Below are 14,279 nucleotides of genomic sequence, written 5' to 3'. Positions count from 1 at the left end.
CCTAAAATCGAAAAAACATACAACCGTGAATTCACAATTCGTTCGTTGTATGTTCTCTTTATCTATGTTACAATATATTCAGACTTTGGACAATCGTGCTTACGGGTGGGCATTGCCATCATTCTCCAATAGAATGGAGGTGATGCCTATGAAGAACTACGACTTTAAGGACCTGATGGCCTTTGGCGTATTCATTCTGGCGTTGCTGACATTTATTTTTCAGTTCAGTAAATAACCCAGACATAGGAAAACCGCCCTTAAACTTTGCCAGGTGACAGGGCGGTTCTTCCGCAATAAAAGCTTTGGCAACCCACCGACGTGGGCGGTTGTCCTTTGTCTATAATATAGCATATTACGCTGCTTTTTGCAAGCAAACTGCTTGCTGTAAAAGCAGCTTTTTCTTTAGAACAAACAACAGAATATAAGAAAACCACTCCTACACATTGCCCGGTGGCGGAGTGGCTTCTTGAGCTGATTTTCCACTAAGGCAACGCACCGTATAGGCAGTTGTCCTTTGCCTATAACATAGCATATCACGCTGCTTTTTGCAAGCAAACCGCTTGCCGCAAAAGCAGCTTTTTCGCTTCTATTCACCTTCCTTGCCCCATGCCAGACCAATGAGTAAAAAGAACAGATTATACACGAGCGCCGGCAGCAGACTGTTGATTTCCCACGGGCTGATATGCTTCCAGAAGAGCGCCGCAAAAATACCTGCTCCCATAGCAGCCACGCCCATGGAAGCGCGCACCCTGCCCGGGAAGAAGATGCAGAACGTCAGCGGCAGAAAGATACCGCTGCCCCGCAGCGCCATGGAGAGATAATTCCACTCCAGCACCGACGAATCAAGATGCATAAAGACGAACACCATTGCTGCGACAGAAACGGCCAGCACGCTCAGGCGGCTTGCCCACAGCTGGCCTGCAGCCGTTGCCTTAAGCCAGATTTTGCTGACGATATCACGCGAAATCATCGTACCTACGCCCAATGCCAGGCCTGCGATTGAGCCCAGGGCCGAAAGCAGCACGGCGCCCAGGCCGATACCGCCGAGCCATTGCGGCAGATAGGTAACGAGATACAGCGGCAGTGCGTCAATAGAATTTATCTCCGGATGATGCAGATGCATGAACATACCGATCATTACCGACGGCAGTCCCACGGGAATTACTATCAGCGCGGCAGCACAGCAGCCGACAGCTGCAGTTTTGGTATCGCGCGCCGAAAACAGCGCCTGCACATAGGTCTGCGTAGAAATAACGCCCACAATCATCGAACCGAGACTGACAAGACCGTCCTCCACGCCGCGTCCGAAAAGGCTGAACCAGGGATATGCTGCGAAGCTCTGCGTAAGGCCCTGCCAATGTCCCATATCAGCGTAGGCCAGAAAGCCGCCGACGAAAATGCTGGCGAAAATCAGCACAATCTTAAAAATCCCCGCCATACCGCTGCTGCTGAGGCCGCCGAAAAACACCAGCAGCAAGGTAACAGCGATAACAATGGCCGCTGCAGCCAAAAGCGGTACACCGAACAAGCCTGCTATGAGATGCAGCGCCGTAAGTGTACTTGCTACAATACTGAAAAAAATGCCGGCGCAGGCACTGAAGGTCGCCAGCCACCCCGCAGGCTTGCCGTAATCCGTAACGAGAAATTCCGCTACTGTGGTCAGCGAGCTGCGGCGCAAGGGCACAGCATAAAACGCCGCCATCAGCAAAAGTGCGATACCGCTGCCCAAGGTGAACCACCAGGCCGTCAACCCCAGCTTGAAGCCAAGCTGTGCCGTACCGACGGTAGCAGCACCGCCGACAATCGTGCCGATAATCGTACCTGCGACAAGGCCTGCACCCGAGCTGCGGCCGCCTACGTTATAATCATCAGCAGACTTCACCCTTCTGGCTGCCAAAAGCCCTGGGAGCAGCGTCACCAGAAGCGTTACAGCCAGGCTGATATAATGTGTAGCAGTAAGCTGCATATCCAACCCTCCAATATTTTAAGCTGCCGGTTACAAACCTTTTGCCGACAGCATTAATGCTCTAAAGCTTAGTATTAGTATAACACAAAAAACAAGGCAAAAAAAGTATTGCCACGGCAAGCGTGCTTGCCTGCGGCAGCAGGCGAAAAAGCGCTTGCGAGCTCTTTCTGCTCAGATTGTTACATAAAAACTATCTTCTTTATTATTGCGAAAAACAGCTTTTTTCTGTATAATATAGTTTATACCTTTATATATTTAGTGTATGCTTTTTGGAGGAAAATTATGAGCCGTTTAAGAATCGAAACACCCGACCAGGCACAGCTTACGGTCGAGCGCTTGTACAAGGACCTGGAACGACACATCATCGCCAGCCCCCCGGGACTGTGCCCTGTTGATCTGCAGCTGTCGTTCCTCAAAGTCTGCCACGCACAAACCTGTGGCAAATGCGTACCCTGCCGTGTAGGCCTCGCGCAGCTGCAGAATCTTATGGAAGACGTGCTCGCCGGCAAGGCTGACATGCACACTCTGGATTTAATCGAAAGCACCGCGCAAAACGTTGCCAACAGCGCTGACTGCGCCATAGGCTTCGAAGCAGCCAAAATGGTTTTGGCCGGTCTGGAAGGCTTCCGTGAAGATTACATTAACCACATAAAGAAGGGCAAATGCTCTGTCAACGTTCATCATTCTATCCCCTGCGTTGCTTTGTGCCCGGCACAGGTTGATATCCCCGGCTACATTGCATTAGTTGGTGCAGGCCGTTATGCCGACGCTGTCAAGCTCATCCGCAAGGATAACCCCTTCCCGACTGCCTGCGGTCTTATCTGCGAGCATCCCTGTGAAGCACGCTGCCGTCGCAGCATGATTGATGCTCCTATCAATATCCGCGGTCTGAAGCGTATGGCTGTCGACAACGCGCCAAGCAACACTGTGCCGCTGCCCGAAAAACAGCCTGCTACCAACAAACGTATCGCCATCATCGGTGGCGGCCCCAGCGGTATGTCCGCAGCCTACTACCTGGAGCTGATGGGACATCATGCTGTTGTGTTCGAAGAGAAGAGCAAGCTCGGCGGCATGCTGCGCTACGGCATTCCTGCTTACCGCTTCCCGCGCGAACGCCTGCAGGAGGACCTGGACGCTATTTTGTCCACCGGCGTAGAGGTGCATCGCAACACCAGAATCGGCAACGAGGAGGGCGATATCCCCTTTGAAAAGCTGCGTGAGGAATTTGACGCAGTTTATATTGCCATCGGTGCTCACACCGACAAGAAAATCGGTATTGAAGGCGAGAATTCCCATGGTGTTATCAGCGCGGTAGAAATGCTGCGCAATATCGGTGAGGAAAAAATGCCTGACTTTAAGGATAAAACCGTTGTCGTTATTGGCGGCGGCAACGTTGCTATGGACTGCACCCGCAGCTCCATCCGTCTCGGTGCCAAGAAGGTTATCATCGCCTACCGCCGTCGTCAGGACGATATGACCGCGCTGCCCGAGGAAATCGAAGGTGCTATTGCCGAGGGCGCTGAGCTGTACGGCTTAAAAGCTCCGCACCACATTGAGGCGGATGCCGAAGGTAATGTGGCCGCTCTCTGGGCAGAACCGCAAATCATCGGTCCTATCGATGCCTGGGGACGTGCACGTCCGATTCACGCTGACGTAGAGCTGGAGCGCATCCCCTGCGACGTTATCGTTGTTGCTATCGGCCAGGGCATTGAGCTGCGTCCGTTCGAGGAGGCCGGCATCAAAATCAAACGCGGTACTATTTCCGCACTCTCCAGCAGTGAGCTTGCCAACAATGAAGGCATCTTCGCCGGCGGCGACTGCGTAACCGGCCCTGCAACCGTAATCCGTGCTATTGCAGCCGGTAAGGTTGCTGCCGCTAATATTGATGAATATCTGGGCTATAACCACACCATTTCCTGTGATGTAGTTATCCCCGATCCGTCTATTGACGATAAACGTCCCTGCGGCCGTATCCAGATGCACGAAACCGAAGCAGGCGAACGTAAACATACCTTTGAGCCTATTGAATGCGGCATGACCAAGCAAGAAGCCTGCCAGGAAGCAGGACGCTGCCTGCGCTGCGACAAATTCGGCTTCAGCACACTGAAAGGAGGCAGAACCTTAAAATGGTAAACCTGACAATCGACGGACAAAAAGTTTCCGTTCCCCAGGGGACAACAATCATGCAGGCTGCTGCCACCGTCGGCATCGAAATCCCGCGCCTGTGTTATCTTAAAGGCATCAACGAAATCAGTGCCTGCAAGGTCTGCGTAGTTGAAATCCAGGGACAGAACCGTGTAGTTACCGCCTGCACCACTCCGGTACAGGAAGGTCTGGTAGTTTATACCAACTCCCCCAAGGCCCGCAGCATCCGCCGCACCAACGTGGAGCTGATTTTATCCCAGCATGACTGCATGTGCGCTACCTGCGTGCGCAGCGGCAACTGCAGCCTGCAGACTTTGGCTAATGACCTGGGCATTTACGATATTCCTTATGAGCGTGATGTTGTCGACACTCCCTGGAACCAGGAGTTCCCGCTCATCCGCGATTCCAAAAAATGCATCAAATGCATGCGCTGCGTCCAGATTTGTGACAAGGTGCAAAAGCTGCATATTTGGGACGTACAGAACACCGGCTCCCGTACTACCGTAGACGTTGCCGGCAATGTTTCCATTGAGGACAGTGACTGCAGCCTCTGCGGTCAGTGTATCACCCACTGCCCCGTTGGCGCGCTGAAGGAGCGTAACGACGTTCCCAAGATTTATGACGTACTGGCTGACACCAGCAAGGTAACTGTAGTGCAGGTTGCGCCTGCAGTGCGCACCGCCTGGGCCGAAGCCTTCAACCTGCCGCCCGAGCTGGCAACCGAAGGCCGCATGGTAGCAGCACTGAAGAAAATCGGCTTCGATTATGTTTTCGACACCTGCTACGCTGCCGACGTTACCATCATGGAGGAAGCAAGCGAGCTTCTGGAGCACCTGCAAAATCCGCAGGACCACAGCTGGCCGATGTTCACCTCCTGCTGCCCCGGCTGGGTAAGCTATGTCAACAAAACTCACCCGTACTTCGTGCCTAACCTTTCTACCACTAAATCTCCGCAACAGATTTTCGGTGCGCTGGCAAAATCCTATTTTGCACAGAAGAAGGGCCTAAAGCCGAAGGAAATCTGCTCCGTTTCCATCATGCCCTGCGTTTCCAAAAAACGTGAAGCTGCCCTCTTCTCTATGCGCAGCAGCGGCACCCATGATGTAGATATCGTACTCACCACGCGCGAGTTTATCCGCCTGCTACGTGCTGAGCACATCAACCCCGCAATGCTGGACGAACAGCCCTTTGATAATCCGCTGGGCCAGAGCACCGGCGCCGGAGTTATCTTCGGTGCCAGCGGCGGCGTAATGGAAGCAGCATTGCGTACCGCCTACCATGTAATCGAAGGCAATGAGGCTCCTGCTGATGCCTTCACCGACGTTCGTGGTACGGAAGGCCGCAAGGTACGTGAATTCACCCTTGGCGGCGCAACACTGCGCACCTGTACCGTAAGCGGTCTGGGTAATGCAGGCAAGCTGCTCGCCGAGCTCAAAGCAGGCAAGGTTCATTATGACTTCGTAGAAGTTATGGCCTGCCCCGGCGGCTGTGTTGGCGGCGGCGGTCAGCCGATTCATGACGGCGAAGAGCGTGCCGACGTACTTGGCAATAAGCTCTATACCATCGACAGCAACCGTCCTCTGCACCAGTCCCACAACAATCCGGATGTACAGGAGCTTTACAAGGACTTCCTGGAAAAACCGCTGAGTGAGAAAGCAGAGCAACTGCTGCACTCCGACCATGTAAAAGAGCATAATTATATGTAATAGAAAACGGAAAGAAGAAAACGACTCGCAAACTGCAACGTCTTCATTAGAGAGGCAAGATGCATTACCAATAGGGCAAGAGAAGGCTCCCCTAGGGGGGAGCTGTCACCCGATATGGTGACTGAGATGGGTCTGCATTCTTTATAATTGCAAAATAACATAAGATTTATTGCCCCTCTCCGTCATCGCTTCGCGATGCCACCTCTCCCCAAGGAGAGGCTCTCTTGAAAGCCAAGCGTAAGGATATATTAATTGCAAAGCCAATTCTTCCAAAATCTATGAGGTCAATCATGTACACACAACCCTATACCTACACACAGCAAATCCCGCTTTCCCTGGACGATGGCCACGGCGACTACAACCGTAGCTACGAACGCAGCGACGATGATTTTGACTACGCCGACTACTCCACCGACCACAGAGACAACAACTTCCGTAACTACGAGAAGAAGCGCCGCAAAACCAATAAGGAAATTATTGAGGACATGCTCAAGCGCTGGGATTAAGCCAAACACTGTGTAAAACAAAAGCAAGAGGAGAACACCTTTTATCCTGTAAAGGACTGGGGGTTCTCCTCTTTTAATTATAGAAAAGGGAGTGTTTGTTTATTTAGGTTTGGAGTATGCAGCTGTCTGCATTTTCATTTCAGCTTGCTGCCGTAGTGGTCACGATTGTCGCCGCCATATACGCGTACACGCTCAATCTTGCCTCTGTCGCCATCCGCACCGGAGATGCGGGCAACATGGATACGGCCCATTTCAGGTTCAAATTCACGAACCAGCTTGTGATCCAGCTTCACGCCTTTTTCCAGTGCTCTGTACAGCATTGCTGCGAATTCGTAGCGGCTCATCATACGGTTGCCGTTGAACATGCCGTCAGGATAACCCTCGATGATGCCTGCTGCCGCCAGACGGCCGATGTATTCGTAGGCCCAGTGGTTTTCGGGAACATCCGGGAAGAGCTTCATTCTGTCCATCTCAATCGTGCCGCCCATGCCTGCGGTCAGCTGGCCTACCAGCGCGGTGAGATTAGCTACATTCGCTCTCAGGTCTACGATTTCCTTAGCCATCGCTGTACGGGAATTACTTACGCGTGCAGTGCGGTCCAGGGAGAAGGAGATACCTGCGTTCACCATGTTCTCGCCGTTGCCGAAGGTTCCGCCAATGCTCAGCATAACCTTTTCATCCGGACGGTAGAACGCGCCTACCGCAGCAGCGTTTTTGCCCTTGTAGTTGCCGTAGCCTGCTGCAAAGGTCAACTTGTCATCGGGATCGAAATCCATCGGGTGCAGCGCTGCGAGAGCGGCGGCACCGGCGCCAACCTTGTCAACGCGGCTGCCAAGGCTGTCAACGCGATGATCAAGTTCATTAAAATGCTCTCTGAATTCAGCATGGTCTCTATCGTTTTGTTCCTTGCTTGCGATATCATCAATCGTCAGTCTGTTTACTTCTTCAGGATTATAGCGATCCTTTACTACTAATGTAGCAGTTCCGGCTTTCTCATCTCTTTCAATATCAGTCAGCCGTGCATCCTTCATCTGGCCTTCCAGAGTAACGTCTCTGCCGTTGTGAACATTGAGAGTAATGCTGCCGTCTTCGCCAATGCTGCCACCATTCACGTATCTGTCCTGAGCTTCAATTGCTGCGTTCAGCTTTTGCTCATTAAAGGATACAGTGTAAGCATGGTTGCCGCTCTGGTTCGGATCAGGTGCTTCAGTAACAGTTACAAAGCCATTGCCGTCATCTTTAACAGTAGTAATGGTGTTGGTATCATACTGCTTAACAAAATCACCCAGCTGCTCGTTATTAATGCCAAGCTCATATGCATAGTTGCCTTCTACGCCTTTGTCTTCAATCGTCAGGATATTGGTATTAACAGCAACGGTAGTAATGGTGTTGGTATCCTGAGTATTGTCTTTAATGAAGCCCTTCAGAGCTTCTTCATTGATACCGATCTTATAATTTTTATTATCAGTATCAGTCAGGTTATTTTCTACAGTAATAATTTCATGCCCGGATTCCGCAGTAGTAATGGTATCCTTGTCATTTGCCTGAATAGTTTCGATGAGCTTTTCTTCATTGAAGCCTACGATATAATTGTAATCACCATCATCACCCTGACCACCGGTAACAGTCACATAACCATTTCCGTCATTCTGTACAGTAGTAATGCTATTGGTATCAATAATAGAAGGAATTTCTGCTATCTTTTCCTGTACCCACTCCTGAGAAGCAATGCCGTTTACAGAGCTTTCAAAGGTTCCACCGGCATTATCAGTAATCTTGGAAGTCAATGTGCCATCTGCAAAGGTCAATTTATTATCAACAACTTTGGTATCAGTATCAACAATACCAACTGCAACCTCTTCATTGTTATCGCGTACCAATGTATAGGTATTAACTGTTGCGCCTGTACCTGCAGTTGCCTTTACCTCTTTAATAACCTTATCCTTTAGGCCTGCCTGGTCTGCTTCACCATAAATGGTCTTAGCCATGGTAATATCATTGGTGTAAAGGGATTTGATGATTCTGTCGAATTCGCCTACAGTAATTCTGCTCATGGACTCCTTACACTCCATTTCGGAGTTATCGCCCTCATGTACAGGACTCCAGCCAGTGCCACCCTTTTTCCATTGATCATTCGTAGTATGATAAATAAAAGGTGTAAACAATTCAATCTGCTGGCCGGAACCGATTTTTACCTGTGCATGTCCTAAATCTGTCCAGAAGTAACCCTGTTGATAATTATGGGAAGCATCATAAATCTGTCCTGCAGCGTCTTTGGAAACAGACTTATCAATCGGAGACGGCGTAGGCGTAACAGTATCTTCAGCCCACACAGTAGCATAACCCATCATGCCCATTGCCATAATCGTCGCCAGTACGCACTTTGCCAAAGCAGTTTGCTTTCTAGTCTTTTTCATTTTCAATCCCCCTTTTCCACGCTGCGCCACAGTGGCGCAAGCTTAATCCTCGTTACAAAGTATTTCACTAATCAAATATAACTCAGATAAGGTGGTACTAAAATTCAAGGCCTTGAAAGTTTAGCAGTTCGTCTCCTTTACCTGCTTTAATTGTACTCTTTTCGTCTCCACGCGTCAAACTTTCGTATTCTTCATAAAGACATCGAATAATAAAATATTCATACACAATTTTTCATTCGTCACTTTTACGCATTAATCATAATTGTTAGAATTTTCTCTTTTATATATTTTATACTTTAATAATTATTACAAAGAAGAAAATGTGAAAGATTTTTGTCACAAAGGACATTTTTTTGACATAGATGTGAACTCAGCCTGTAGCACAGCGAAGCCATTGCTAACCGTGTGCGTCATAAAAAGACAGCGCAAAAATGCTCGAAACAGTCCATCTTCTGCGGACACAAGGAAAGTAAATCAACGCATACCAAAAGGCCTGCCACCATCATGGGTTGCAGGCCAATTTTTTGCTTCGCTTTTTACTTGTAATTTCTGTCAGCACTTCTACCGCAAGCACTTGATGTAAACGCTTACACGTTTAGAAATGGCCTTACAGACGAAGCCTTACTCAAAGTTTTTCTCTTTGAACGGGCATTCCTCTACGACCACACAGCCACGGCACAACGGCTTGCGTGCCTTACAGATTTTGCGCCCGTGCCAGATAAACCAGTGGTGCGCATCAATCCACTTTTCACGCGGAATGATTTTTTCCAGCTCCTTTTCCGTAGCCAGCGGGTCCTTGCCCTTTGCCAGTCCCAAACGGTGCGACACACGGAAAACATGCGTATCTACTGCCAGCGCCGGAATGTTATAGATAATGCTGGCAATAACATTCGCCGTTTTCTGCCCCACGCCAGGTAATTCCATCAGCGTTTTGATGTCATCCGGAATCACACTGTTAAAGCGCTGAGTCAGCATATGACACATTCCCAGCAGGTTTTTGGCCTTGGCATGGTACAGACCGCAGTCGCGGATTTCCGCTTCCATTTCCTCCTGCGTCAGCGCGCCCATTTTTTCCGGCGTGTTCAGACGCGGAAACATACGCGCTGTAATCACATTTACGCGTTCATCCGTACATTGGGCCGAAAGAATTACCGCTACCAAAAGCTCAAACGGCGAATTATAATTCAGCGCCGTCTTGCTGCCCTTATAGGTTTCCTCCAGCTTGGCCAGAATAGCTTCTCTTTGAGCCTTACGCATCAGTTGGTCAGGCTCCTTACCGGTGCAGGAATACGTCCTCCGCGGTTAATGAATTTTTCAGCGCTGAACTTCTTCACGCCAAGAACCGGCGCATAACCCAGCAGGCCGCCGAATTCAACGCGGTCGCCTACGTCCTTGCCCGGAACAGGAATCAGACGTACAGCAGTAGTTTTATTGTTAATCATACCGATAGCAGCTTCATCGGCAATAATTGCGGAGATAGTTGCTGCAGTGGTATCGCCGGGAATAGCAATCATATCAAGACCTACAGAGCATACGCAGGTCATAGCCTCCAGTTTTTCCAAGGACAGAGCGCCGCGTTCTACCGCAGCAATCATACCTGCATCCTCACTTACAGGAATGAAGGCACCGCTCAGGCCGCCAACATAGCTGGAAGCCATCAGGCCGCCCTTTTTAACTGCGTCGTTCAGCATAGCCAGGGTAGCGGTAGTGCCGGGGCCGCCACAGCTTTCCAGACCGATTTCCTCCAGAATATGCGCAACACTGTCGCCGATTGCCGGAGTCGGAGCCAAGGACAGATCGATAATGCCGAACTGGGTATTCAGACGGCGTGCAGCCTCCTGTGCTACCAGCTGGCCTACACGGGTAATCTTGAAGGCAGTCTTTTTAATAGTTTCGGCTACCATACCGATGTCGCCGTCACGCACCTGCTCCAATGCGTATTTAACAACGCCCGGTCCGCTGACACCAACATTGATAACACTTTCCGGCTCGGTTACGCCGTGGAAGGCACCTGCCATGAACGGGTTATCAGGCACAGCGTTGCAGAATACTACCAGCTTAGCGCAGCCAATCGCATCGCGGTCAGCAGTACGCTCGGCAGCAGCCTTCACCACCTCGCCCATTTGTTTTACAGCGTCCATGTTAATACCGCATTTGGTAGAGCCTACGCTTACGGAAGAGCAGACAATGTCGGTAACTGCCAATGCTTCTGGAATAGAAGCAATCAGATTGCGGTCGCCCTTGGTATAGCCCTTGTCCACGAGAGCGGAAAAGCCGCCGATGAAGTTAACGCCAACCTGCTTGCCTGCGTTATCCAAAGCCTGTGCCAGCGGTACATAATCGTTACTGTCGCAGCTTTCGCCCACCATAGAAATCGGAGTTACGGAAATACGCTTGTTGATGATGGGCACGCCCAGCTCAACCTCGATATCCTCACCGGTTTTTACCAGATGCTCTGCCTTGCGGCAAATCTTATCATAAATTTTCTGCGCTGTTACCTTGATATCCGGATGACCGCAATCACGCAGGCTGATGCCCATGGTGATAGTGCGCACATCCAGCTTGTTTTGGGTAATCATGCGCGTAGTTTCTAAAATATCGTCAGTATTGAATAACATGACAGCCTCCTATATACGATGCATTGCGCTGAAAATCTCTTCGCTCTGCAGACGGATTTCTACGCCGATTTCTACACCCAGAGCAGCCATTTTGTCACGTGCTTCGGCAATGGGCACGTTAGCCTCTGCCATATCAGCAATCAGCACCATATTAAAAAAGCCTTGCATAATATTTTGATTGATGTTGATAATGTTAATATTCATATCTGCCAAAGCATTGCTTACTTTAGCGGTAATACCTACCTTATCCTTACCTACGATAGTTAAAACAACTCGCATATCTGCGACCTCCTTCAAAAAAATTTAAGAGCAGTACTCATAGTACTGCTCTTATTGTATCACATCTTTGAAGTTCTGTGTTGTATACATGAAAATTCGCTTATTTTTCAGCCTCATACTTTGGCTTGGGGAACTTCATGATGAACTCCGTCCCCTGCCCCACAGTACTCACCACGCGTATGCTGCCGCCATGGAAGCCGACGCCGTGCTTAACGATGGAAAGACCTAAGCCTGTACCCTCAATCGCCTTATGACGGCTGCGGTCGACACGGTAAAAGCGTTCGAAAATATGCGGCAGCTCACTGCCGGGAATGCCCATACCGGTATCGGCAACGCTCACCGTATACTTATTTTCTCCTTCGCTCAGGTGCAGCGTAACCTCACCACCGGGATGATTATACTTCAGACCATTATCCAACAGGTTGAAGAAAATTTCCTCCATCAGCGAAGAAATACCCAGCAGCTTACTGCTGCCATTGGTGTTATCGATAAGCTGCAGATTGACCTGCAATCTGCCTGCCTTGTCCTTCAGGCGTGCCAGCGCACTCTGCGCCACATCCTGCAGGGTAAATTCCTCCATCATATCGTGCGTCAGCTCATCCAGCTTCGACAGCTGCATGATGTCATCAATCAGACGCAGCAGATTGTGCGCCTCGTCATTGATTTTCTGCAGAAAGCGCTTGGTATCCTCAGGCTTCACCAGACCGCTGAGCATAATTTCCGAATAGCCCAGCACCGACTGCAGCGGTGTCTTCAGCTCATGCGAAACGTTAGCCGAAAACTCACGGCGGATTTTCTCCGAAGCAGTATGCGCCGTCACATCCATAATCAGCAGCACAAAGCCCTTATCGGTAATTCTGCTGCCGTTGAGCTGATAATAGCTGCTTCCGCGGTTGATTACTAAGCGCCCCTTGCCCTCCTGCTCAATTTTTGCCAAAAGCTGACGGATTTCTTCGCTGTCATCAAGCATAAAAAAGCTCGTTCCCAAAAGCTCCTGCTTTTCCTTGCCGAAGAATTTTACGGCACTTTTATTAATCGATTCGATTTCCCAAACCGGATTAAGGAACAGCAGGCCTTCATCCATATTATTGGTTACGGCCTTCAGCTCCTGTTTTTTATTTTTATAGCGGCGCATTTCCTTCTGCAGCTTTTCCTGCTGCAGCTCAAAATACTCCATAATCGGCTTCAGCTCAGGATAAACTACAGCTTCCGAATCAGGCTGCTCCAGATTGAGCTTTTCCAAGGGCTGCAGTATTCTGGCGGTAATTGTTTTGGCTGCCCAAAAGGCACCGCACAAAACTACCAGTGCCAACAGCACAAAGTAACCAAGAATTATTTTATACTGCTGAAAAACAGCGTCATTCGTGCGCGACAGGCGCAGCACATTACCGTCCGGCAAGCGCACTGCATAATACAAAATATTCTTGCCGATGGTTTCGGATGCACGCTGGCTACGGCCCTCACCGCCTTTCAGCGCCTCCTGCACCTCCTCGCGCTCTAAATGATTCTCCATTGATACGGCATCAGCATAATTGTCGTACAAAGCGTGACCGTCCGGTGCAATCAGCGTTACGCGGTCGGCAAGCTGCAAGCGCTGCAGCTCGCTCACCGGTACATTGCCCTCGCCGTCGGCCACAATCAGCAGGTTCGCCTCACGCTTGAGGCTGGCAAAGCTGTCCTGCGTAATATATTGGCAGGAAAACCAGAAGAAGAGCAGCAAAACAAGGCATACTGCTGCCCCTGTCAGCAGCAGTATGCTGCGGAAAAGCCTCTGCTTCATTTTACGGCCGCCATTCTATAGCCGACGCCACGGATAGTTTCAATCAGCTCGCCTGCATCGCCCAGCTTTTGACGCAGAGTACGGATATGCACATCGACAGTACGTGTTTCACCGCTGAATTCATAGCCCCAGATATCGTTCAGCAGCTTGTCACGCGAAAAGACAATACCGGGATGCTGCAAAAACTTGCGCAGCAGCTCATATTCCTTCAGCGTCAGCACAACCTCGCTACCGTTAACACTCACCTTATGCTCCAGCTGGTTAACCTCCAGCTGACCGATGCGGATGATTTCTCTTTCGTCCTCACTGGGGCGTGGTGCTGCGCAACGGCGCAGCACTGCCTTGATGCGCGCCACCATTTCCAGCATACCGAAGGGCTTGGCAATATAATCATCGGCACCGCTGTCCAGTCCTTTAACCTTATCAAACTCCGAGCCCTTGGCCGTAGCCATAATCACAGCTATATTCGCATAACGTTTATCAGCACGCAAACGTCTTAATATGCTTACGCCATCCTCATCCGGCAGCATAATATCTAAAACAATCAGCTCCGGCACCTGCTTTTCCAGCAAAGCGAAAAGCTCTCGGCCGCTGCCGCAGCCCTGTGCCTCCATGCCAACGGACTGCAGGGTATAAACCTCCAGCTCGCAAATATTTTGTTCATCCTCCACGCAGAAAATCATGAAAAACACCACCAATCAATACTCTTTCGCTATAATTATATACGCAAATCAGAAAAAATGCCTGTAAAATTTAGGTAAAAAATTAACAGGAGGGAAAGTCGGCATTGCAGCCTCTCTGCGAAGCAATCGAGTAGGAGACTGCTCATTATTTGAGCAGTCGTCCTCTCACACCACCGTGC

Annotated in this window: 11 protein-coding genes; 4 read left to right on the top strand and 7 right to left on the bottom strand. The window is 50.0% G+C overall.

Going from position 1 to position 14,279, the window contains the following annotated elements; genetic code table 11:
- The first annotated feature begins 64 nt into the window (after positions 1-64).
- On the top strand, positions 65-235 hold the full coding sequence (locus RDW05_RS10175; RefSeq protein ID WP_293847864.1) for a hypothetical protein: 171 nt from the start codon (positions 65-67) through the stop codon (positions 233-235).
- A 351-nt stretch (positions 236-586) separates the two neighbouring features.
- Here the strand turns inward: RDW05_RS10175 and RDW05_RS10170 are convergent, their stop codons facing one another.
- Positions 587-1,966 carry a sodium:solute symporter family protein gene (locus RDW05_RS10170; RefSeq protein ID WP_307978960.1) on the bottom strand — a complete coding sequence of 460 codons (1,380 nt, stop codon included), beginning with the start codon at positions 1,964-1,966 and terminating at the stop codon, positions 587-589.
- Positions 1,967-2,248: 282 nt separating this feature from the next.
- Between RDW05_RS10170 and RDW05_RS10165 the strand changes: the two genes are divergently transcribed.
- The 3 genes from RDW05_RS10165 to RDW05_RS10155 all read left to right on the top strand — a co-directional run bounded on the left by RDW05_RS10165 (position 2,249) and on the right by RDW05_RS10155 (position 6,323).
- Positions 2,249-4,099 carry an NAD(P)-binding protein gene (locus tag RDW05_RS10165; RefSeq protein ID WP_304097574.1) on the top strand — a complete coding sequence of 617 codons (1,851 nt, stop codon included), beginning with the start codon at positions 2,249-2,251 and terminating at the stop codon, positions 4,097-4,099.
- Positions 4,093-5,817, top strand: coding sequence for a [FeFe] hydrogenase, group A (locus RDW05_RS10160; protein ID WP_307978959.1), 1,725 nt, complete (start codon positions 4,093-4,095; stop codon positions 5,815-5,817). The genes RDW05_RS10165 and RDW05_RS10160 overlap by 7 nt, the downstream gene beginning before the upstream one ends.
- Before the next feature lie 290 nt (positions 5,818-6,107).
- A complete protein-coding gene (locus tag RDW05_RS10155; protein WP_021719892.1) occupies positions 6,108-6,323 on the top strand; it encodes a hypothetical protein in 216 nt (71 codons plus the stop codon).
- 134 nt (positions 6,324-6,457) lie between these two features.
- Here the strand turns inward: RDW05_RS10155 and RDW05_RS10150 are convergent, their stop codons facing one another.
- The 6 genes from RDW05_RS10150 to RDW05_RS10125 all read right to left on the bottom strand — a co-directional run bounded on the left by RDW05_RS10150 (position 6,458) and on the right by RDW05_RS10125 (position 14,100).
- Positions 6,458-8,740: a YadA-like family protein gene (locus tag RDW05_RS10150; protein ID WP_307978957.1), complete on the bottom strand. Its 2,283-nt coding sequence runs from the start codon at positions 8,738-8,740 to the stop codon at positions 6,458-6,460.
- Positions 8,741-9,361: 621 nt separating this feature from the next.
- Complete coding sequence (gene nth, locus RDW05_RS10145; protein WP_307978955.1) at positions 9,362-9,997, bottom strand: endonuclease III; 636 nt, start codon at positions 9,995-9,997, stop codon at positions 9,362-9,364.
- Positions 9,997-11,358: a PFL family protein gene (locus RDW05_RS10140; protein WP_210684602.1), complete on the bottom strand. Its 1,362-nt coding sequence runs from the start codon at positions 11,356-11,358 to the stop codon at positions 9,997-9,999. Before RDW05_RS10140 ends, nth begins: the two co-directional genes overlap by 1 nt.
- Before the next feature lie 9 nt (positions 11,359-11,367).
- Entirely contained in the window at positions 11,368-11,637 is a 270-nt protein-coding gene (locus RDW05_RS10135; protein ID WP_307978953.1) for an ACT domain-containing protein, read from the bottom strand.
- A gap of 100 nt (positions 11,638-11,737) precedes the next feature.
- Positions 11,738-13,417 (bottom strand): ATP-binding protein, encoded by a 1,680-nt coding sequence (locus RDW05_RS10130; RefSeq protein WP_307978952.1) that lies wholly within the window; start codon positions 13,415-13,417, stop codon positions 11,738-11,740.
- Positions 13,414-14,100 carry a response regulator transcription factor gene (locus RDW05_RS10125; protein ID WP_307978951.1) on the bottom strand — a complete coding sequence of 229 codons (687 nt, stop codon included), beginning with the start codon at positions 14,098-14,100 and terminating at the stop codon, positions 13,414-13,416. Before RDW05_RS10125 ends, RDW05_RS10130 begins: the two co-directional genes overlap by 4 nt.
- Between the last annotated feature and the right edge of the window lie 179 nt (positions 14,101-14,279).

It is taken from the genome of uncultured Phascolarctobacterium sp. (genome assembly GCF_902463975.1).
Classification (GTDB): domain Bacteria; phylum Bacillota; class Negativicutes; order Acidaminococcales; family Acidaminococcaceae; genus Phascolarctobacterium_A.
This window is presented reverse-complemented; position numbering and strand designations above follow the sequence as displayed.

What these genes read in the sequence shown, in the direction of transcription:
- RDW05_RS10175 (WP_293847864.1), top strand. Translation starts at nt 65, where the DNA reads ATGTTACAATATATTCAGACTTTGGACAATCGTGCTTACGGGTGGGCA.
- RDW05_RS10170 (WP_307978960.1), bottom strand. Translation starts at nt 1,966, where the DNA reads ATGCAGCTTACTGCTACACATTATATCAGCCTGGCTGTAACGCTTCTG.
- RDW05_RS10165 (WP_304097574.1), top strand. Translation starts at nt 2,249, where the DNA reads ATGAGCCGTTTAAGAATCGAAACACCCGACCAGGCACAGCTTACGGTC.
- RDW05_RS10160 (WP_307978959.1), top strand. Translation starts at nt 4,093, where the DNA reads ATGGTAAACCTGACAATCGACGGACAAAAAGTTTCCGTTCCCCAGGGG.
- RDW05_RS10155 (WP_021719892.1), top strand. Translation starts at nt 6,108, where the DNA reads ATGTACACACAACCCTATACCTACACACAGCAAATCCCGCTTTCCCTG.
- RDW05_RS10150 (WP_307978957.1), bottom strand. Translation starts at nt 8,740, where the DNA reads ATGAAAAAGACTAGAAAGCAAACTGCTTTGGCAAAGTGCGTACTGGCG.
- nth (WP_307978955.1), bottom strand. Translation starts at nt 9,997, where the DNA reads ATGCGTAAGGCTCAAAGAGAAGCTATTCTGGCCAAGCTGGAGGAAACC.
- RDW05_RS10140 (WP_210684602.1), bottom strand. Translation starts at nt 11,358, where the DNA reads ATGTTATTCAATACTGACGATATTTTAGAAACTACGCGCATGATTACC.
- RDW05_RS10135 (WP_307978953.1), bottom strand. Translation starts at nt 11,637, where the DNA reads ATGCGAGTTGTTTTAACTATCGTAGGTAAGGATAAGGTAGGTATTACC.
- RDW05_RS10130 (WP_307978952.1), bottom strand. Translation starts at nt 13,417, where the DNA reads ATGAAGCAGAGGCTTTTCCGCAGCATACTGCTGCTGACAGGGGCAGCA.
- RDW05_RS10125 (WP_307978951.1), bottom strand. Translation starts at nt 14,100, where the DNA reads ATGATTTTCTGCGTGGAGGATGAACAAAATATTTGCGAGCTGGAGGTT.